At 34.4% G+C, this 22,195-nt stretch carries 18 protein-coding genes and 1 pseudogene; 16 read left to right on the top strand and 3 right to left on the bottom strand.

The window, feature by feature from the left end:
- Positions 1 to 133: 133 nt before the first annotated feature.
- A complete protein-coding gene (gene hisC, locus BLP68_RS18850) occupies positions 134 to 1,213 on the bottom strand; it encodes a histidinol-phosphate transaminase (protein ID WP_091547021.1) in 1,080 nt (359 codons plus the stop codon).
- Between the two features lie 341 nt (positions 1,214 to 1,554).
- On the opposite strand from hisC, the gene fusA reads away from it, so the two are divergent.
- The 9 genes from fusA to disA all read left to right on the top strand — a co-directional run bounded on the left by fusA (position 1,555) and on the right by disA (position 12,239).
- Positions 1,555 to 3,624 (top strand): elongation factor G, encoded by a 2,070-nt coding sequence (gene fusA / locus BLP68_RS18845; RefSeq protein WP_091547018.1) that lies wholly within the window; start codon positions 1,555 to 1,557, stop codon positions 3,622 to 3,624.
- A gap of 269 nt (positions 3,625 to 3,893) precedes the next feature.
- Positions 3,894 to 4,352 (top strand): CtsR family transcriptional regulator, encoded by a 459-nt coding sequence (locus tag BLP68_RS18840; protein WP_091547017.1) that lies wholly within the window; start codon positions 3,894 to 3,896, stop codon positions 4,350 to 4,352.
- 11 nt (positions 4,353 to 4,363) lie between these two features.
- Entirely contained in the window at positions 4,364 to 4,873 is a 510-nt protein-coding gene (locus BLP68_RS18835) for a UvrB/UvrC motif-containing protein (RefSeq protein WP_091547014.1), read from the top strand.
- Positions 4,874 to 4,983: 110 nt separating this feature from the next.
- Complete coding sequence (locus tag BLP68_RS18830; protein ID WP_091547012.1) at positions 4,984 to 6,006, top strand: protein arginine kinase; 1,023 nt, start codon at positions 4,984 to 4,986, stop codon at positions 6,004 to 6,006.
- A gap of 16 nt (positions 6,007 to 6,022) precedes the next feature.
- Entirely contained in the window at positions 6,023 to 8,461 is a 2,439-nt protein-coding gene (locus BLP68_RS18825) for an ATP-dependent Clp protease ATP-binding subunit (protein WP_091547010.1), read from the top strand.
- Positions 8,462 to 8,573: 112 nt separating this feature from the next.
- Complete coding sequence (locus tag BLP68_RS18820) at positions 8,574 to 9,002, top strand: MarR family winged helix-turn-helix transcriptional regulator (protein ID WP_091547008.1); 429 nt, start codon at positions 8,574 to 8,576, stop codon at positions 9,000 to 9,002.
- Between the two features lie 28 nt (positions 9,003 to 9,030).
- The gene (locus BLP68_RS18815) at positions 9,031 to 9,645 is read left to right on the top strand and encodes a lactate utilization protein (protein WP_091547006.1); all 615 of its coding nucleotides are present in this window, start codon (positions 9,031 to 9,033) and stop codon (positions 9,643 to 9,645) included.
- A gap of 68 nt (positions 9,646 to 9,713) precedes the next feature.
- A complete protein-coding gene (gene radA / locus BLP68_RS18810) occupies positions 9,714 to 11,084 on the top strand; it encodes a DNA repair protein RadA (RefSeq protein WP_091547005.1) in 1,371 nt (456 codons plus the stop codon).
- 78 nt (positions 11,085 to 11,162) lie between these two features.
- On the top strand, positions 11,163 to 12,239 hold the full coding sequence (gene disA / locus BLP68_RS18805) for a DNA integrity scanning diadenylate cyclase DisA (protein ID WP_242877036.1): 1,077 nt from the start codon (positions 11,163 to 11,165) through the stop codon (positions 12,237 to 12,239).
- A 192-nt stretch (positions 12,240 to 12,431) separates the two neighbouring features.
- On the opposite strand, the gene BLP68_RS18800 is transcribed toward disA, so the two are convergent.
- Positions 12,432 to 12,827: a DUF1573 domain-containing protein gene (locus BLP68_RS18800; RefSeq protein ID WP_091547000.1), complete on the bottom strand. Its 396-nt coding sequence runs from the start codon at positions 12,825 to 12,827 to the stop codon at positions 12,432 to 12,434.
- Positions 12,828 to 13,255: 428 nt separating this feature from the next.
- Between BLP68_RS18800 and BLP68_RS18795 the strand changes: the two genes are divergently transcribed.
- The 7 genes from BLP68_RS18795 to BLP68_RS18765 all read left to right on the top strand — a co-directional run bounded on the left by BLP68_RS18795 (position 13,256) and on the right by BLP68_RS18765 (position 21,808).
- Entirely contained in the window at positions 13,256 to 13,732 is a 477-nt protein-coding gene (locus BLP68_RS18795; RefSeq protein ID WP_091546998.1) for a CarD family transcriptional regulator, read from the top strand.
- Positions 13,733 to 13,909: 177 nt separating this feature from the next.
- Positions 13,910 to 15,025 carry a PIN/TRAM domain-containing protein gene (locus tag BLP68_RS18790; RefSeq protein WP_091546996.1) on the top strand — a complete coding sequence of 372 codons (1,116 nt, stop codon included), beginning with the start codon at positions 13,910 to 13,912 and terminating at the stop codon, positions 15,023 to 15,025.
- 210 nt (positions 15,026 to 15,235) lie between these two features.
- A complete protein-coding gene (gene ispD, locus BLP68_RS18785) occupies positions 15,236 to 15,949 on the top strand; it encodes a 2-C-methyl-D-erythritol 4-phosphate cytidylyltransferase (RefSeq protein ID WP_091546993.1) in 714 nt (237 codons plus the stop codon).
- On the top strand, positions 15,942 to 16,436 hold the full coding sequence (gene ispF / locus BLP68_RS18780) for a 2-C-methyl-D-erythritol 2,4-cyclodiphosphate synthase (RefSeq protein ID WP_091546991.1): 495 nt from the start codon (positions 15,942 to 15,944) through the stop codon (positions 16,434 to 16,436). The genes ispD and ispF overlap by 8 nt, the downstream gene beginning before the upstream one ends.
- Positions 16,436 to 17,164, top strand: a complete 729-nt coding sequence (locus tag BLP68_RS18775; protein WP_091546988.1) for an ABC transporter ATP-binding protein — start codon at positions 16,436 to 16,438, stop codon at positions 17,162 to 17,164. Before ispF ends, BLP68_RS18775 begins: the two co-directional genes overlap by 1 nt.
- Positions 17,154 to 18,344: an ABC transporter permease gene (locus BLP68_RS18770; RefSeq protein WP_091546985.1), complete on the top strand. Its 1,191-nt coding sequence runs from the start codon at positions 17,154 to 17,156 to the stop codon at positions 18,342 to 18,344. Before BLP68_RS18775 ends, BLP68_RS18770 begins: the two co-directional genes overlap by 11 nt.
- 185 nt (positions 18,345 to 18,529) lie before the next feature.
- Positions 18,530 to 21,808, top strand: coding sequence for an insulinase family protein (locus BLP68_RS18765; protein ID WP_091546983.1), 3,279 nt, complete (start codon positions 18,530 to 18,532; stop codon positions 21,806 to 21,808).
- Positions 21,809 to 21,971: 163 nt separating this feature from the next.
- Here the strand turns inward: BLP68_RS18765 and BLP68_RS18760 are convergent.
- Positions 21,972 to 22,195 (bottom strand): annotated as a pseudogene (locus BLP68_RS18760) (hypothetical protein); the annotation flags it as partial.

Here is a 22,195-nt window from a genome sequence, read left to right as displayed (position 1 = left end):
ATCAAAAGAATAAGGTCTAAAATGTTTTTTTAAGTTTTTGTAATTGCTAGATATTAAACAAACAATATTATGAAGTACATGTCATAGTTCTTTACGAAAAAAAGAAGGCATCTCTGCCTTCTTGTATTTACTATTAAGCTAAAACTTCCTTAAGTAGTTCTATAAATTTCTTGTTTTGATCCATAGTCCCTATGGATACACGAATATAGGTTTTATACATAGGTCGTATTATCATGCCCCTCTTTTGAAGCTCTGTAAAGACCTCTTGGCAATCCTTCTTAGCATCAAGAAAAATATGGTTTGTTTCAGATGGTGCATACCATATACCCATATCATCAAATGCTTTATATAAGTATTCCTTACCTTCCTTATTTACACGGTAGCTTTCCTTAAGGAAGTCTTGATCCTCTAAGGCAGCAATGGCAGCCATTTGTGCTGAAGTATTTACGTTAAATGGCCCTCTTATTTTATTGATGTTTTCAATAATTTCTTCAGATGCAATGGTGTAACCTACCCTTAGGGCAGCAAGTCCATATATTTTTGAGAAGGTCCTCATGATTATAACATTTGGGTATTTATCCAATAAAGGAATACTATTTTTAGGATAATCATCGCGGGTAACATACTCATTATAGGCTTCATCATATAGAACAATTATGTTTTTAGGAACAGCATTTAAGAAATCTAATAATTCTTTTTCAGTAAACATTGTACCTGTAGGGTTATTTGGATTACATAGCCAAATCAACTTAGTTTTTTCTGTTATTGCCTTCTTCATTCCTTCGAGGTCATATGTAAAATCCTTCAATGGTACAACTACAGGAGTACCACCCATCATAATGGCTGTGGATAGATATCTAGGGAAGGTAACATCTGCAATAATGATTTCATCTCCATGGTTGATGAAGGTCTTGGATATTTGGTCTACCATTTCATCAGAACCACTGCTTGGAAGCACCTGCGTAGCTTTAACGCCGAAAAAATTTGCAATCGCTTCTTTTAAGTCAGTACTATTACCATCTGGATAAAGGTGTAATTCCTCAACAGATTTTACTACTGCTTCTTTAGCCTTAGGTGATGAGCCAAGAGGATTCTCATTAGAAGCTAGCTTAATAACCTCCGTTAAGCCATACTCTTTTTTTACATCTTCAATAGGTTTCCCTGGTTTATAGGGTACCAAATCCTTTATTTCTGGTCTAAATTTTAAAGTCATTTAATAAATCCTCCTCCATTTACACAAAAATTTTAAACTTTACAAATCTATTATAGCACATCAGTTTTGCGAATGGGACATAATATATATCTTAATATTTTAAGGAATAATATTTTAAATATACCATAATTATAAAAAAGAAGATTAAGGCTTTTATAAAAAAATGTTTAATTTTGGTATAAATAGCAGATAATATTCAAGAAAAAATAGTCTAATATACGTATCAATATAAAAGAGTTTATTCATAAAAAATTTATAAACTAAAGAGGGATTTATGAAAACATATAGAATATTGTATGTAATCAAAAAATTCTTACTTTACAGTATGAGGGGGAAAAGTAATGAAAAAATACGAAGCTGATGGAATTAGAAACATTGCACTATTAGGCCATGGTGGAAGCGGTAAAACAGCAATAACAGAAGCGGCACTTTATACAACAAAGGTAACAAATAGAATGGGAAAAACTGAGGATGGAAACACAGTTTCTGATTTTGATAAAGAGGAAATTGCACGAAAGATTTCTATCAGTACATCAATTATTCCTGTTGAGTGGAATGGATATAAAATTAATTTTCTAGACACCCCTGGATATTTTGACTTCATTGGTGAAGTACAGAGTGCAATAAAAGTTGCCGGTGGAATGATCATATCTGTCGATGCAACCAGTGGTATTGAGGTTGGTACTGAAAAGGCATGGGCCTATGCTATGGATAAAAAAATACCAACATTTATATTTATTAATAAAATGGATAGAGAAAATGCCGATTTTGAGAAGGTACTTAATGACTTAAGAGAGATGTTTGGTAAAAAAATTGCACCCTTCCAGATTCCTGTAGGAGAAAAGGAAGGCTTTAAGGGAAATGTTAACATAGCAAAAATGATGGCAAGAGAATATACTGGAAAAGATTGTATCGAAAAGCCAATTCCAGATGAGCTAAAGGATCAAGCCGATTCAATGAGGGAGCTATTGATGGAGTCTGTGGCTGAAAGTGATGAAGCGCTTATGGAGAAATATTTCTCAGGTGAGGAATTCACCGAGAAGGAAATATTAGACGGATTAAGAAAAGGTATTATTGCAGGAGAAATTGTACCAGTAATATGCGGCTGTGCAAACAAAAACATAGGTATTCATACCCTAATGGATATGATTATTGACTACTCACCTTCACCTAAGGATATGCCAGCTAAAAAGGGATTAAATCCAAATAATAATAAAGAAGAAGAAAGGACATTTGAGCCAAATCAACCTTTCTCTGCACAGGTGTTTAAAACAATTGTCGACCCCTATGTTGGTAAAATATCCTTATTAAAGATTATATCCGGCAAACTTACCTCTGACATGGAAGTGTTAAATGCCAATAAAGATGAAAAAGAAAGACTCGGTAATCCTTTCCTATTAAGAGGCAAAAATCAGATAGAAGTAGGGGAAGTGTTAGCTGGTGATATAGCTGCTGTTGCAAAGTTACAGCATACAAATACTGGAGATACCCTATGCGACATTAATAAGCCTATAGTCTATAGTGGTATTGAGTTTATCGAGCCACAGCTATATTTAGCTGTAGAGCCAAAGGCTAAGGGGGATGAAGAAAAAATAAGTGCTGGCCTTAATAAGCTTGTTGAAGAAGATCCATCCTTTGCATATGAAAGAAATAAGGAAACTAAGCAAACGATTATCAAAGGGCAGGGTGAACTTCATATTAAAGTAATTACCAGTAAGCTAAAAAATAAGTTCGGTACAGATGTAGAATTAAGTGACGTAAGAGTACCATATAGAGAAACGATAAGAGGAAAGTCGGACGTTCAAGGAAAACATAAAAAGCAATCTGGCGGACACGGACAATATGGAGATGTAAAAATGCGATTTGAGCCTTCTGATAAGGAATTTGAGTTTGAAGAGCAAATTTTTGGTGGTTCGGTACCAAAGTCATATATACCAGCAGTTGAAAAGGGAATAAGAGAATGCTTAGAATCGGGAGCTTTAGCCGGGTACCCAGTGGTTAACCTTAAAGCTATATTATATGATGGATCTTATCATGATGTAGATTCTTCAGAAATGGCATTTAAAATAGCAGCCTCACTAGCCTTTAAAAAAGGTGTTGAGCAGGCAAAACCTGTACTATTAGAGCCAATAGTTCAAGTGAAGGTATTTGTTCCAGATGACTATATGGGTGATGTTATGGGGGATTTAAACAAAAGACGTGGACGAATTATTGGAATGGAGCCACAGCAGAATGGCCAACAAATGGTAATGGCGGAGGTGCCACAATCCGAAATGTTTAAGTACGCTAATGACCTTCGTTCAATGACCCAAGCAAGAGGTATGTTCACAATGGAATTTGTAAGATATGAAGAAGTACCTCAAAATATCAGTGAAAAAGTAGTGGAAGCTGCTCAGGCGGCTAAAGAATAAAACCTCTAAAGCATGTGCTTAGCACATGCTTCTTTTTGTTAATTGGAAAGTTGCTGCCAACTCCTATTCAATATTGGGTTGTTAAGAGATACCAGGAGAAAAATGAAATAAAACAGCAAAAATAAGCATAAGAAGAATATAGTTTCTTATATATGTTTATTTTTGCTATTTTTGTGGAATTATTTAAATAAAACGGATTTTGATAATTTCCATAGTATGTTTTATAATAAAGGTCAAAGAAGGTCAAAGAAGATCAAAGAGGTGTTGTTATGGCACGAGTAAGTGATTTAATTGAAATTTTTTTAAAGGAGCTATTTAAAGAAACCAATAGTGGTTCTGTAGAAATCCAACGAAATGAGTTAGCTAAGTACTTCGATTGTTCTCCTTCGCAAATTAACTATGTTTTAATGACAAGGTTTACTCTTAAGCAGGGCTACACAACCGAAAGCTATCGTGGTGGTGGGGGATATGTAAAAATAACAAGACTAATGGTGAATCAAAGTCAGCATTTATTTCATATTATTACTAGAGAGCTGGGAGATAACGTTTCTAAAAGTCAAGCAGCAAGAGTAATTTACACCCTTAAAGAACGTAATATTATTACCAATAAAGAAGCAAAAATCATTGAAGCTGCCATTGATGACAATGCGATCATATCACCCATAAATATAAAAGATCAAATTCGTGCTGGTATATTAAAAAATATGCTTGCAGTATTACTACTATAGGAGGTGTCAGTATGATTTGTGACGATTGTAAAAAGAGAGATGCTGTTGTTCATATGACTAAAATGATTCATGGCTATAAAGAGGAGCTTCACTTATGTGACGTTTGTGCAAAGGCTAGGGAAAGTAGTGAGGTTGTCAACGAATTTTCTATACCTAGCTTCTTAACAAGCATACTAGATGCCAATTTCAACTCTAATTTAAAGGCCAATTATAATGCAATTATTCAATGTAATCATTGTGGAACCACATACAATAAATTTAAGGAAAGTGGTAGGCTAGGATGTGACGAGTGTCATCAGGTTTTCAAGGAAAAACTAAATCCGTTACTTCGTAGAATTCATGGCAATTCAAAGCATGTTGGAAAGGTACCTAAGCGAACAGGTGGAGCAATTCATTTGAAAAGAAAAGTAAGTCAATTAAAACAAAAGCTACAGGAGGCTATTGCGGAGGAAGCTTTTGAAAAAGCAGTTAACTATAGAGATGAAATAAGAGCCTTAGAGGAAGAGATAAACAAAGGGTAATTTCCAGTAGAAGTTTATCTATTTTAAAATATCTTTAAGCATTGGGTAAGAACTAATGTTTAAAATGAAGCTTTTTATGATGAAAATATAGCCATAGGAGGGATATATAGATGGCAAAATGGTTAAATGAAGCTGGTCCAGAGGCTGATATAGTTATAAGTAGTAGAATAAGGGTTGCCAGAAATCTAGATGGATTCCCTTTTCCCCATATGTTAAATGAAGAGGTGGGAAAGGATATAATGAATAAGGTCTATAGTGCTGTAATTGAAGGAAATGAAACTCTGATTAATAATTTTGAATTAGTTGAAATGAAGCATGTTGATAAAGTAAATAGATTAAATTACGTTGAAAAGCATATAATAAGTCCAGCCATGGCACGTAACACAACAACTGGTAGTTTACTAATAAATGAAGATGAATCCATAGCCATATTAATTAATGAGGAAGACCACATCAGAATACAATGCCTTCTACCAGGCTTCCAATTAGAAAATTCATGGAATTTGGCAGATAAGATTGATGATTTAATAGAGGAAAAAATAAAATATGCATTCGATGAGAATTTAGGCTACTTAACCTCATGTCCCACTAATCTTGGAACCGGTATTCGAGCTTCAATTATGATGCATCTACCAGCCCTAAATATAACAGGACATATTAACAGTATACTTCATGCCTCTAGCCAAATTGGCATTGCGGTACGAGGGATTTATGGCGAGGGATCAGAGTTCCTTGGAAATATTTTCCAGGTATCCAATCAAGTGACATTAGGAATTACTGAAGAAGAAATCCTAAAAAATCTAACAAATGTGGGAATGCAAATAATTCAAAAGGAAAGGTTTATTAGAGCCAGTCTTTTAAAGGAAAAAAAGATAGATATTGAAGACAAGGTTTATCGTTCATTTGGTATATTAAAGAATGCTAGAAGAATAAATTTAACGGAAGCAATGAAGCTTATTTCTGATGTGAAATTGGGGGTAGTATTAGGATTAATTGAAGAAGCAAGCCTAGAGAAATTAAATCAGTTAATGGCGATGATTCAATTGGGATTTTTACAAAAACACTATAAAGCAGAACTAACTGAGGAAGATCGTGACATAAAAAGGGCAGAAATAATACGAATGAATATTTAATTATGGAGGTGTTGTTATGTCAACATTTGGAAAATTTACAGAGAAGGCACAGAAATCTATTGTATTATCTCAACAGTTTGCTCAGGAGATGGGTCATAACTATGTTGGTACAGAGCATCTATTACTTGGGTTGATTCAAGAAGGCGAAGGCATAGCTGCTCAGGTAATGAAAAATATGGGAGTAAATCTACTTCAAATAAAGGAAAGAGTACTAACTACTGTAGGCTATAGTGAAAAAAAAGGAGAATTGCTAGGCTTCACTCCAAGAACAAAAAGAATTTTTGAATTAAGCTTCGCCGAAGCCCGTAGCTTAGGTCACAATTATGTTGGTACAGAACATCTGCTTTTAGGACTTATTCGTGAAGGCGAAGGAGTGGCCAGTAAAATTCTAAATGAGCAGGGTTTAAATCTTCAAAAAGTTAGAGAAGAAGTACTTATAATGTTGGACAATGGAGTAGGTAAAGCTGCACAAAAACCAAATAGTGCTAAAGCTGCCAATACACCTACATTAGATAAATTTAGTCGTGATTTAAATCAAATGGCATTGGAAGGAAAGCTGGACCCAGTAATCGGACGTAGCAAAGAAATAGAGCGGGTTATTCAGGTGTTAAGTAGAAGAACAAAAAATAATCCATGCTTGATTGGCGAACCAGGTGTAGGAAAAACAGCTATAGCTGAGGGGTTGGCCCAGCAGATTATCGAAGGTACTGTTCCGGAAAGCTTAAGGACAAAACGAGTGGTAACTATCGATTTACCTTCAATGGTGGCAGGAGCAAAATATCGTGGTGAATTTGAAGACAGACTAAAGAAAGTAATGGAGGAGGTTAGACAATCTGGGGATGTAATTCTATTTATTGACGAGATTCATACGATAATTGGTGCTGGGGCTGCTGAGGGTGCCATTGATGCTTCCAATATAATTAAGCCAGCCCTTGCCCGAGGTGAAATGCAAGCAATAGGAGCGACTACTCTAGACGAGTATCGTAAACATATAGAAAAAGATTCAGCCCTAGAACGAAGATTTCAGCCTATAACCATCGAAGAACCCTCAGTAGAAGATGCAATAAGTATATTAGAGGGACTGAGGGATAAATATGAAGCTCATCATAGGGTAAAGATAACTGACGAAGCACTAAAGGCAGCTGCAGAACTATCCCATAGATATATTTCTGATAGGTTTTTACCAGATAAGGCAATAGACTTAATAGATGAAGCAGCTTCTAAAATAAGATTAAAAACAGTCACTGCACCGCCAAATCTAAAGGACTTGGAAGAAAAGCTGGAGAAATTAGCAAAAGAAAAGGAAGAGGCAATAAGCCTTCAGGATTTTGAGCGGGCGGCAACGATTAGAGATGAAGAAAAAAACGTTATTGAAGAGTTACAACTAATAAAAAATAGCTGGCAAAATACCAATCAATCGAATCATCCAACAGTGGAGGTAGAGGATGTAGCAGCTATAGTATCAAGCTGGACTGGTATTCCTGTAAATAAGCTGCAACAGGAAGAATCACAACGTCTACTTCAGCTAGAAGAAATATTACATGAAAGAGTTATTGGACAAAGGGAAGCTGTAAACTCAATAGCAAAGGCCATTAGAAGAGCTAGAGTAGGGTTAAAAGACCCCAAACGACCTATAGGTTCATTCATATTCCTTGGCCCAACCGGAGTGGGAAAGACAGAGCTATCCAAGGCTTTAGCTGAAGCAATGTTTGGTGATGAAAATGCTATGATAAGAATAGATATGTCTGAATATATGGAAAAACATACTGTTTCAAGGTTAGTGGGGTCTCCTCCTGGCTATGTAGGCTATGATGAAGGTGGTCAATTGACCGAAAAAATTAGACGAAAGCCCTATTCGGTAATACTATTTGATGAAATAGAAAAAGCCCATCCTGATGTCTTTAATATACTACTACAAATTCTTGAAGATGGCAGATTAACAGATGCCCAAGGGAAAACTGTTGACTTTAAAAACACAGTTGTTATAATGACCTCCAATGTTGGAGCCCATACAATAAGAAAGCAGCGGACCTTAGGCTTTGTTGCAACAAGAGAAGAGGATAAGGTGGAAAACGAGTACCAAAAAATGAAAGAAAATGTTATGGATGAGTTGAGAAAAACCTTTAGACCAGAGTTTTTGAATCGAATAGACGACATCATTGTTTTTCATTCCTTAGATCGTGGCGATATAGGCAAAATTATAGACTTGCTTCTAAATGATTTAAACCAGCGTCTTAAAGGACTCAATATCAAGCTCGATATAAAGGAAAATGCAAAAGAATTCATTGCTGATAAGGGATATGATCCACAATTTGGGGCAAGACCATTAAAAAGAGCACTTCAAAAGCTAGTGGAGGATCGATTATCAGAGGAGATCCTCAAAGAAAATGTTAAGGAAGGAAGTCGCGTGGAAATTGATGTAGAAGGGGAAGAGCTGACTATACGAAGCATATAAATGAGCACTGGGTAGTTTACTACCCAGTTTTATTCCAAGAAATAGTTTGACGTCAAACTATTTCTTGGATTATAATACTAATAAAAGTAAGATGAAGGAGGTATAGATAAATATGAAAACTACCCATGTAATTACACTAATAAGTAGAATTAGAGAAAGGGCTAATAAACTGATTGAAAAGGAGCTGCAGAATCAAGGTCTCGAAGGCATGGTGGCCTCCCACGGAGCACTTCTTTCTGCACTATATAAAAATAATGGCAAGCTAACTATGAAGGAAATTGCGACAGCAATAGAACGGGATAAATCAACGGTCACTGAACTGGTTAACAAGCTCATGCTATATGGCTATGTAGAAAAGGTTAAGGATATAGAGGATGGTAGAGTAACACACATTTTATTAACTGTTAAAGGGGTTAATGCAAAAGGGAAATTTGATGCAGTATCTAAAAAGCTACTGAACACTGTTTACTGTGATGTATCTCAAGATGAAAGGGAATTATTAATTGGGATACTTGAGAGATTGAAGGATAACTTAGCTTAATAATTTATATTATAGAGGGGGATAACAAATGGATAAAAGAGTTGAAATCTTAATCGATAACCTGAAAAAAAGAAATATTAGTGGAGAGTATTTTGAATCCTTAGAGGATGCAAAAGAATGGTTGGTGGACTCAATACCTAAGGGAGTAATTATTGGTGTTGGAAACTCACAAACATTAAAGAAAATGAACATTAGTACAATTCTATTAGAGAAGGGACATGTTGTATACGACAAAACCTTATCAAAGACTAGAGAAGAAGCTAAAACTATAAAGAAAAAAGCACTTCTTAGTGATTGGTATTTAACTGGAACCAATGGTATTTCCTTAGATGGAGCAATAGTCAATATTGATCACAGTGGAAATAGGGCAGCTGCAATGATATATGGTCCTGATAGGGTTATAATTATAATTGGTACAAATAAAATAGAGAATAGTCTTGAAGAGGCCATTTATAGAGCGAGAAACGTTGCTGCTCCACAGAATGCTAAGCGTGCTGGACTAAACCCTCCATGCGTTGAAGCAAATAAATGTGTTGACTGCCGTTCTGATGATAGAGTATGTAACAATATACTAATTATTGAGGGGCAAGTTGATAAAAACCGAATGACTGTAGTAATAGTTGAAGAAGATATAGGATTTTAGATATTTACATATGATTTAGCAAGAATTATGATAAAATAGTAGAAGAATACCATAAAGCAGGTGATATGATGGCTAAAATTAAAAGTAAGTTTGTATGTCAGGAATGTGGATTTGAAAGTCCCAAATGGATGGGTAGGTGTAACGGCTGTAATCAATGGAATACTATGGAGGAGGAAATGGTGACGGGTAAAGCCGAGTTTAAAAGATCCCCCTCTATAATAAGCCAATCTAAGCCTCAACCGATAGGAAAGGTAAAGTCTGGTAGCTATCAAAGATATGACACCACCATCGATGAGCTGAATCGTGTTTTAGGAGGGGGGCTTGTTAAGGGGGCTCTAACTTTAATATCAGGAGAACCAGGAATTGGAAAATCTACTTTGATATTACAGGCTGGGAGTGGTATTGCAGCAAAATATGGAACTGTTCTTTATGTTTCTGGTGAAGAATCTGAAGAGCAGATTAAAATGAGAGCAGATAGACTTAATTCCATATCAGAAAAGCTTTATGTCGTATCTGAAACCAATATTAATGTTATAGAAGGATATATAAATGAATTATCACCTGTTTTCATTATAATCGATTCAGTTCAAACCCTTTATAAGGAGGAACTATCTTCAGCGCCAGGTAGTGTATCGCAGGTAAAGGAATGTGTTAATAATTTAATGAGAATAGGGAAATCATCAAATGTACCGATTTTTCTAGTGGCCCATGTAACTAAGCAGGGAGAACTTGCTGGACCAAGGGTTTTGGAGCATATGGTGGATACTGTTCTTCATTTTGAAGGGGAACGTACACAGGAGTTTCGTATTTTAAGGGCATTAAAAAACCGTTTTGGAACTACAAGTGAGATCGGAGTTTTTGAAATGAAGGAGGAAGGATTAGTAGAAGTATCTAACCCTTCTGCCATGCTTTTAGACTCCATGACGGAAGAGTCGGATGGAGCCATTGTTGTAGCGACGGTTGAAGGAACCAGACCTATTTTAGTTGAGCTTCAAGCTTTGGTAACAGCAACAAACACAGGTTTTCCGAGAAGAACTGCTGTTGGTGTAGATATTAATAGACTTAATCTAATAATTGCTGTGCTTGAAAAGAAAATGGGGTTACCTCTCATTAATTATGATATATATATTAACGTTGTTGGAGGAATTAAATTAGAAGGAACCTTTGGCGACTTAGGAATAGCTATGGCTATTTACTCCAGCTTTAAGGGTATACCAATTCCTACAAAAAAGCTAATAGCTATTGGAGAAATTAGCTTAACAGCTGATATAAGAACAGTCCCTCAATTGGAGAAAATGATTAAAGAGGGAGAAAAAATGGGCTTCCAGGTATGCGTGTTTCCCACAAGGAATCGATCGAAGATTGAAGGTATAAATAAGATAAAGCTTAATGGAGTAGATAATCTGTATTCTGCCTTAAAATACATAGAGAATAACTAAAAATATTAATATAAAACTGCTATTATGCCATTTTATGGGCAAAATAAAATATTATACCTAGTTAGGAGGGACGTAAATTTGAAGGAAGATGAAAAAAAGCAAAAACAGTTGTTGGATACAATTAAGCTTTTATCTCCAGGGACACCATTGAGGGAAGGGCTAGAGAATATTTTGAAGGGGAAGATGGGGGCTCTGATAGTAATAGGTGATAATGATGCTGTCATGAAGTTGGTTGATGGCGGATTTGCCATAAATGTAGAATTTTCACCTGCGTATTTGTATGAACTTGGTAAGATGGATGGGTCTATTATTTTAAGTAGTGATGCTAAAAAAATTCTATATGCTAATGCACAGCTCATACCAGATCCTTCAATTATTACTACGGAAACTGGTATAAGACATAGAATAGCTGAAAGGGTGGCGAAGGAAACAGGAGAAGTTGTTATATCCATTTCCCAGAGACGGAATATAATAACCCTTTATCAAGGCTACTATAAATACATCGTTCAAGATACGGGGAGAGTATTAACTAAGGCAAATCAAGCTATTCAAACCTTGGAAAAGTACAAGGTTGTATTGGATCAAGGAATGAATCACTTAAGCGCATTGGAATATGAGGATTTAGTTACAGTTTATGATGTTGTTACAGTTTTGCAAAGGACAGAAATGGTAATGAGAATAGCTGTAGAAATAGAAAAATTCATATGGGAGCTTGGAAATGAGGGGCGTCTAGTCAGCATGCAGCTGGAGGAGCTTATCGCAAATGTTAATGAAGATGGAAAGTACTTATTCTATGATTATAATGCCAATAAAGATTTAAATTCAGATGGAATTGCTAAACTAATTAAAAGCTTTTCTTCGGAAGAACTATTAGATCTCCCTAACATTGCTAAGGCACTGGGGTATGATAATAATGTAGGTGCTTTAGATATAGCAGTTTCGCCAAAGGGATATAGAATACTAAACAAGATTCCAAGGCTACCGACTACGGTAATTGATAATCTTGCAAAGGAATTTAAAGGTTTTCAAAATATATTGAAGGCTTCCATAGAAAAACTGGATGACGTAGAAGGAATAGGGGAAGTTAGAGCTAGAGCTATCAAGGAAGGCTTAAGGAGATTGCAGGAGCAAATAATGCTAGGTAGACATATATAGCTTATTAACAATATTGGTAATTAAAAAAGAGTCATAAGTACTAGAGTGATATGCTCCCCTTATAGTAAACAGTTTTATTATTTAAACTGTCTACCACAAGGGGAGCATATCAAGGTACTAATGACTCTTTTAAAATCCAATAAACTATTAAATCATATACCTTGCTCTGACTTAAGCCTGTTAGAAAACCGACTATAATAATCCATACTTTCCAAGGGTTTTCAACTGTTCATAGTGGGTAGTAATTAACTCTTCAATGTTAATATCAAATAGATTACATAGAGTTGTAAAATAAAACATATTGGCAGAAAGCTCTGCTTCTATTTTTTCTCTGCAAATATCACATAGTTCACCCTTAACATGATTCTTCATGTAATTCTTTATGTCGGAATAAGAAATATCCTCTGGAACTTCCTGCTTTTCTGCATGAATTTCTATACATCCGCAGTAAGTAGCTGATTTTGCTACAGCACGATTAACCTTAGATGAACTTTCCTGCAGCTTAGTAAGAATATCTAGTACACTTCTATGGCGGACCAATACATCATCAACTTGTGATTGAAATTCATTTATTGAAAAATTCTTCATAAAGCCATCTCCTTGAGGTTTGATAATTTTATCCATATATTTATTATAAGTGTATCTCAATTCCCTTGTCAATTAGAGGAAATTGGTTTTTTTGACATTTATCACTTCAAAGTCAGTAGAATGCTGATATACGAAGACAAACACATACTAAAAGAAAACTTATGGTAAATTTATTGAAATAATATAATTTATATAGTATACTTAAAACCATTGAATAGGAAAAAATTACTGATATGTAAAAAAATGCTATAACGATTATAAAAAAGTGATGTTAACATGTTTGTTAATAAACAAAAAAATTATTGAGCAATTTTACATAAAAAAATTGACAAGAAAAACAGTATGTGATAAAATAATTAATTTGTTTGACAATTTCTTGAAACTGGTGTATACTATATTTCATAAAGCTAGTTTTAGGAGGGTTTCCAATGTATAATATAGGAGACAAAATAGTTTATCCAATGCACGGTGCTGGAATAATTGAAGAAATAGAAGAAAAAGAGATTCTAGGTGTAAGACGCAAATACTATATAATGAAGATGCCGTTGGATGATATGCGGGTAATGATTCCGCTGGATACTATTGATGGCATTGGTATTCGTCCTGTAATACCAAATGATGAAGTAGAAAAGGTAATTGGGGTATTAGAGGCAAATGAAACAAAGATGCCTCAAAATTGGAATCGAAGATATCGTGCTAATATGGATAGATTAAAAACAGGAGATATTTATGAGGTGGCCGAGGTGGTCCGGAATTTAGTATTAAGGGATAGAGAAAAATCTCTTTCTACTGGTGAAAGAAAGATACTCAATAATGCTAGACAAATACTGTTAAGTGAAGTAATCCTTGCAACAGGACTTGTTGAGGAGGAAGTTAAGATTTTGATAGAGAATTCTATTAAGTAAAAATCAATAATTAATCCTATAAATATTTTGTAAGACTTAAGTTTCGTATTTAGGATTTACTATTGACTTTTTTGCTTTATTCTACCAAAATTAAATAGTGGTAAAAAATATAAAAAACTGAAAATGTTTTTAAATCCATTAAAATGGGCATAATGATGGATAGGAGGTGATGATTGAATGATCAATCGTATCATAAGAGGAATGCTGGCTGCCCTGGGTGCTTTGCTAGGTTTAGCAATATTTGTGTATATTACAAATGCATTAGCACCGGAGGCTATCCATAATAGCTTTATAACTTATGTTTCTGCAATAATAATTACATCTTTATTAAGTGGTGGTATTTTATTTATTCTATCACCTTGGTTAATTAATCAAGGCAGAAATTTAGCAAACTGGATTGAAAGAGAGTTGGCTAATGTCCCTATAGTTAATATAGTCCTAGGTTCTGTAGGATTAATTGCCGGACTAATTATAGCCTATTTAATTAGTGGGCTTCTTAATAATATTATTCCAATACCCTTTGTAGGGGGAATTTTATCGGCAGCTATTTATATATTTATGTCATATTTGGGAGTGACAATTGCCACTAAAAAGACTGATGAGCTAACGAGTCTACAGGCAATATTTAAAAAGAATAGTAGTAATATTAGAGAAAGAAGTTCGAAAAAAGAATCGAAGGTATCTCCTAAAATACTAGACACCAGCGTGATTATTGATGGAAGAATTGCTGATATATGTAAAACAGGATTTGTAGAGGGTCCTTTGGTTATACCAGGATTTGTTTTGGAGGAGCTAAGGCATATAGCAGATTCATCAGATTCATTAAAGCGAAATAGAGGTCGTAGAGGACTTGATATATTAAATAAAATTCAAAAAGAATTGGATATAGAAGTAAAGATTAATGAAAAGGACTTCGATGATTTATCAGAAGTTGATACTAAGCTACTAAGACTAGCGCAGGTATTAGACGGCAAGGTTTTAACCAATGACTTTAATCTAAATAAAGTTGCAGAATTTCAAGGAGTTCCAGTACTAAATATAAATGAATTAGCCAACGCAGTAAAGCCTATTGTTTTGCCTGGTGAAGAAATGCTTGTTCAAGTAATAAAGGATGGTAAAGAATCGGGACAAGGCTTGGCCTATTTAGATGATGGCACAATGATTGTTGTAGAAAGTGGCAAAAAATTCATTGGTAAAAATATAGATGTATTAGTAACCAGTGTATTACAAACTGCTGCAGGCAGAATGATTTTTGCTAAACCAAAATCAATGATTGATAAATCGGCATCATAAAATTACAAATATAGCTAGAAAATCCTTCTTAAATTAGAAGGATTTTTTTATTGAAGGGGTTTATGAAATAATCTAATTTGATTGATGTAGCATATAAGGGAAACATATTATATAATTTATATGTATATAAATTACATTAATTTATTAACAGGTACTGACAGATATTTATAAATATACATTTTAAATAAAGTTAATTTAAGGAGAATATTTATGAAACATTTGAAAAACTATGCAATTGTTGTGGCAGCTGGTAAAGGACGTAGAGTTGGAAGGGAAATAAATAAGCAATATATTAAAATAAATAATAAGCCTATTGTTGCATATACTCTAGAGGTTTTACAAAAGAGTATATCTATTGATGGAATTATTCTAGTGGTAGGAAAAGGCGAAATAGATTATTGTCGCGAAAAAATAGTAAATAAGTATGATTTAGCAAAAGTTATTTCAATTATTGAAGGAGGCAAAGAAAGGGTAAATTCTGTTGCCAATGGTATTGCTAAACTACCAAAGGATTGTAGTATTGTTATAATACAGGATGGTGCTAGACCATTTTTATCCGAAGAAATGATAGAAATGACTATTACTGGTGCTGAAGAGGTTGGTGGCGCAATTGTTGCGGTTCCGGTTAAAGATACTATAAAGGTGGTTAATAGTAATATGGAGGTTGAAAAAACCGTAGATAGGAGTAAGCTTTGGTCTATACAAACACCACAAGCCTTTAAGGCTTCTTTAATAAAGGAGATATATCAAACATTATCTGAAGCGGATAAAGAAATAACTGATGATGCCATGTTATTTGAAAGGGCGGGATATACAGTTAAAATAATTATGGGAAGCTATAGAAATATAAAAATTACAACACCTGAGGATTTGTTTGTTGCTGAAGAAATGATTAAGAAGGAAAAGGGGGAGTCTAATGTTTAGAGTAGGCTTAGGATATGATGTACATAGATTGGTGGAGGGTAGAAAACTTATTCTAGGAGGAGTAGAGATACCCTATGATAAAGGTCTTCTTGGACATTCTGATGCAGATGTATTACTTCATGCCATTAAGGATAGCTTATTGGGGGCCGCAGCTTTAGGTGACATAGGAAAGCATTTTCCAGACTCAGACGAAGAATATCGAGGAGCAGATAGTATGATGCTTTTGGCAGAGGTATATAGGTTATTAGCTGATCAAAATTATGTTGTGAATAATGTTGATGCAACCATCATCGCAGAAAAACCTAAAATGGCTCCATATATTAAGGAGATGAGAATAAATATTGCAACAACGTTGCATTTACAGGTTGAGCAGGTAAATGTGAAGGCAACAACCACTGAAGGACTGGGCTTTGCTGGTAAAGGAGAAGGGATTGCAGCACAAGCGATCTCATCAATTATTTATAAAACAAATTTGGAGGGTCGATAATGATACAGGTAAAGGGTTTATGGAAATCCTTTAAGGATGTTGAAGCTTTAAAGGGGTTAGATTTTTATGTAAATAAAGGAGAAGTATTGGGACTCCTTGGCGAAAATGGGGCAGGTAAAACTACTACATTAAGGATATTGGCAACAATGCTAAGGGCCGATAAAGGAGAAGTAATTATAAATGATGTGAATTTATTAAGCGCCCCAGGGTCTGTAAGAAGTCAGATCGGGATCTTGTTTGGTGGCGAAAGTGGAATCTACGATCGGTTGACAGCTAGGGAAAATATATATTATTATGGCGAATTAAGCGATATGAGGAGAAAGGAAATAGAAGAAAGGATAGATTATTTGGTAGATTTATTGAATATGGAAGAATATATAGACAGAAAGGCTGGTAAGTTTTCTAAAGGAATGAAGCAAAAGGTGGCAATAGCCAGATCAATTATTCATAATCCGCCTATAATGCTTTTTGATGAGCCTACCTCGGGATTAGATGTAACCGCCGCCAGACTAATTCATAAGTTTATTGAAACCTGTAAAGAAGAAGGTAAAACAGTTATATTCTCCAGCCATTCAATGGCAGAAGTAGAAAAGCTGTGTGATAGGGTAGCTATTATACATAAAGGTACTATTATTGAAACAGGTACTTTAAATGAATTAAAAGAAAAATACAATATGGAAATGGAAGACATATTTGTTGAATTGGTGGGTGAGAAAAATGAATTTTAGACATGTATGGGTTGTGTTTAAGAAGGAGCTTAAGGATATTTTCAGAGATAAAAGAACCTGGATTGCCAGTGTACTAATTCCAGTTATGGTTTTCCCATTAATGTTTTTATTCATGGATATGGGAAGGAGTAAGCTGGAAAGAAATCTTCAGGAGGATATCAGTGTAGTGATAGCTTTAGGAGAAGCAACGGAGCTGGCTGACCACATAAGAAGCGCATCTGGCTTGAAGGTAATTAACGAAGTAGAGCCAATAGCAGCTCTTCAAGCGGGAAAAATAAAAGCAATTATTGAAATAGAGGAAAATTTTCAAGAAAAGCTTCATCAACAGATCCCTGGTGAAGTAAAAATCATTTTTGATGAGGTAAGTAGTGAATCTAGCATGTCTGTATCTATAGTGGAGAGGGTCATTTATGATTTTAGTGAAATGGTACGCTTGGAAAGACTAAAGGATTTGGATATTAATCCCGATAGACTTCAGCCAACAGCCATCACAATTCAGGCCTTTGTTCCAGAAGGGAAAGAGTCAACAGGGGGTATGGAATTGATGCTTATTTCCTTCCTATTACCATTTTTATTAATGATGTATCCAGTAATTGGAGGAATGCCAGCTGCTATTGACTTAGGAGCTGGAGAAAAGGAAAGAATGTCGTTAGAACCGTTGCTTTCCACCAGCGCAGATAGACTCTCAATATTAGCTGGAAAATATTTAACCATTCTTTTAGCATCAATAATAGGTGTGGTTACCTCCCTCATTGGAATATTTGCAGCAGCAACTATTTCACCTGATATGCTACCAATTGGTGTAAGAATTTCACCTATATCTATGATTATACTAATTGGAACATCTCTATCGATTGCAATGATTCTATCAGGTATTATGTTGTCCATAAGTGTTTTTGCAAAATCCTATAAGGAGGCAGGAACATACCTTAGTCCTATTACCATATTACTAATGGCTCCTGCGTATTTAACTATGTTTATGGATGTACGAACCTTGTCAGATGTAATGTTTTTTGTACCTTTGCTAAACAGCATATTATTGATGAAGGAAGTTTTAGTAGATATAATTAATCCTTTACATATTATTACTACCTTTGGTATATCATTAGTTTTAGTTGTACTTGCTCTCCTTCTAACCAAATATATGTTTAATAAGGAATCAGTTATATTCAGATCTTAAAAATTTGTTAAATATTTATCTAAGTTCTTGAAAATAAAAGTGGATTAGTATAAACTAATTGTATTTAACCCATATATTGCCTTATAGCAAGGATATTTTATGTAGCAGTAAAATAGTAACGGAGTAAGAAACTACAAGGTGAAGATGGGGAATTATAAATTATATAGGTAAAAAGGGGGATACAAATGTTTAATGCATCAAAAAAGATTAGCGTCAGTATAGTTTGTCTACTATTATTTACTATACTATTTTCACCAGTACAAGCTTGGGCAAATGAGAAACAAGATTATACAATGCTTCATGGTTTTCAATTGGTGGAAGAAACAGTTGTAGAAGAAATCTATTCGGTAGTAAGGGTTTTTGAACACATTCAAAGTGGAGCAAAGCTTATTCACTTAGAAAACGATGATAGCAACAAGGTGTTTAGTATTAGCTTTAGAACACCGCCTTTTGATGATACCGGGATTCCTCATATATTAGAGCATTCAGTATTGAATGGTTCAGAGAAGTTTCCTGTAAAATCACCCTTCATAGAAATGAATAAACGTTCACTAAACACATTTCTAAATGCATTAACCTATCCAGATCGAACTTCTTATCCAGTAGCAAGCAGGAATGATAAAGATTTTAAAAATTTGATGGAAGTATATTTGGATGCAGTGTTTTATCCAAGTGTACTACAAGAAGAAATGATCTTTATGCAGGAGGGCTGGCATCTGGAACTAGTTAGCCCCGATGCAGAGCTAAACTATAATGGCGTTGTATATAACGAAATGAAGGGTGCCTATTCAAATCCTATTAGTGTTTTGATAAAAGAAGTTCAAAGATCACTTTTCCCTGAAACTCCATATGCATTTGATTCAGGCGGGGATCCCGATGTGATTCCACAGCTAACCTATGAATCCTTGATAGAGTACCACAATACCTATTATCACCCTTCAAATAGCTATATCTATTTGTATGGAAATTTAGATTTAGATGCCACCTTAAGGTTCATTAATGATGAATATTTATCTAAGTTCGAAAAGAAAGAAATAGAATCTACTATCGCAAAGCAAAAACCATTCCAAGAAAGAGTATATAGTGTTGGTGAATACGGATTACCAGAAAATGCAGATCCAAGCAACAAGTCATACATAAGTTTGAATTATGCAATTGATGAAGTCATGAATAAGGAAACTATGCTTGGATTCTCAATACTTTCTTCAATTCTCATGGATACTGAATCTTCACCTTTGCGCAACATGCTTTTAGAAAAAGAAGTGGGAGCCAATGTCTTTGGAATGTTTTACACTATGAAGCTACAGCCTAGCTTTAGCATAATAGTTAATAACGCTAATGATGAAAAAACGAAAGAATTTGAGACTATAGTTACTGAGTCATTAAAGGGAATTGTAGACAATGGTATTGATCGTGAGCTTATAAATTCTATATTCAATACAATCGAAATATCCATGAGAACCGAAAATTCAATTGCAAATAGAGGCTTTGGATATCACGATTCTGTTTTTTTAGCGTGGCTGTATGATCATGAGCCTACTCTTTATCTATCATATGATAACGAGTTAGCCACTATAAAGAATAAAATAGATGATAACTATTTTGAAGATTTAGTTCAGAAATACTTACTGAACAATACCCATAGCTCTGTAGTTACATTAAATCCAGTACCAGGGTTGGAAGTTGCAAAGGGACAAAAGCTAAAGGCTGAGTTAAACCAAATTAAAGAGAAGTTATCTCATGAAGAGATCCAATCACTAGTGGAAGAAACTGTAGCATTAAGGAGATGGAGAGAAGCGCCAAATACTGAAGAGGCATTAAAGACATTGCCAACCTTAACACTTGAAGACTTATATCAAGAAAGAGAAGCCATTGGATCAAAGGTGGAAATATTAAACGATGTAACTATACTAAGTCATCCAATATACACCAATAAAATTGCCTATGCAAATATGTATTTTGATTCAACTAAGGTACCCCAGGAACAGCTTCCATATATAGCATTACTAACTCAATTGCTGGCAAGAATTGATACAAATAATTATACATATCAACAGCTAACTAATGAAATTTTCAATAGCCTTGGAGGATTAAGTTTTAGTATAGACCTTGTAACAGATATTGAAGATCAACATAAAATTCATCCGAAACTAAGGGTTTTCATGTATACTGTTACAGATAGGCTGGAGGATGGATTTGAAATTTTGCAGGAAATTATACATAATAGTAATTTTGAGGATGTTAATAGATTAAAGCAGCTAGTAACCCAATTGAAGACTGATGTTGAAAACAATTTAAATAGTAATGGAATCTCCATTGCTCAAACACAATTGGCCCGCAGATATTCGAAATCTGCTCAATATTACGCAAATGTAAGTGGAATTGACTATTATTATTTTTTAATACATGTGGAAGAAATGTTGGAAAATAATCCGGAGTATGTAATTGATAGTTTAAAGGAAGTAAACCAGCTAGTATTTCAAAAGGAGAATTTAATCGTTGGTGTTACTATAGAGGAAGAAGCTTATGATTCATTCAAAAAGGCCTTTATTCCCTTTAAAGCATCTTTATCTTTAAAGGAAGTTGAAAATCCTTTTAATACATATGTATTTGAAATTCCTAGTGGCAACGAAGGAATTGTGAATGCAGAAAAAATACAGTATGTAGCTAAGGGAAATAACTATATCGATCTAGGCTATGAATATAGTGGTAAAATGGATGTTCTTGCACGAATATTAAATACAGAATACTTATGGAATCAATTAAGGGTATTAGGAGGGGCATATGGTGGAGGTATGCAGCTATCTAATAGAGGAGATATGGTATTCTACTCATTTAGGGATCCTAATATAAGTGAAACCTTAGCTGTTTATGAAAGCATACCAGGTTATTTGCGTTCGTTTAATGCAGATGAAGAAGAAATGCTTAATTATATTATCGGAACGATTGCACAGTATGATCCACTCCTTAGCCCCCATGAAAGAGGGGCAATGGAGGATAAATATTATATGATGCAAATTACAGATGATTATATAAAAATAATAAAAGAAGAAATTCTAAGCACTACTGCTGAAGATATTAGAAATTTTGCGGAGCTAGTTGAAGACCTATTACAACATAGCCAGTATGTTGTAGTTGGTTTTGAGACTAAGATAATGGAAAATGAAAATCTATTTGATAATATAACCAATATTTTAGGTCAACAACAAATTAACTATCTTCCAGCAAGAGAATACTTAGAGCTATTGGGAGCCACAGTAAGCTGGGATGATACAGACCCACAAAATCCAATTATTATAGTAGAGGTTGCAGATACTAGAATATTACTGCATGTAAATACAACATTAATGGTAATTAACGAATACCAGCATCATTTACAGGGTAAAATAGAACTAAAGGATTCAAAAACCTATGTTCCAGAAGAGGTTATAGAAATACTCTATTATTTAATTCAACAGCCTTAATAGATGTAACTATTATTTGAAAAAAATGCTATCTACGCCTTGACATGAATAATGGTTTCATATCTTGAGTTTTACACCTTGGAGGGAAAATAAAAGCCTATAACCTTTGTATTTCAAAGATTACGGGCTTTTTAACTTACTCACTAGTCTGTTGTTCTACAGATTATTTTTTGGTTTGAGATATGATGTTTTTAATTTCTCCTAAGGTCATAAATCTCTTCGAGAAATCTATGTTAGTTGCTTTTCCTAAATTTTCAACAACTTCATCGTAATAGTCAAACATGTAATAATTCTTGTCTACGTAAGTCCCAGAAATACTATTCATGGCATTTACCAATGTTTTAGTAGAATATCTGTTGTCGGTTTCCCTCTGTAGCAGTCTTAGTA

Origin of the sequence: Alkaliphilus peptidifermentans DSM 18978 (assembly GCF_900101495.1) — a bacterium.
In the GTDB taxonomy this organism is placed as follows: Bacteria; Bacillota; Clostridia; order Peptostreptococcales; family Natronincolaceae; genus Alkaliphilus_C; species Alkaliphilus_C peptidifermentans.
This window is presented reverse-complemented; position numbering and strand designations above follow the sequence as displayed.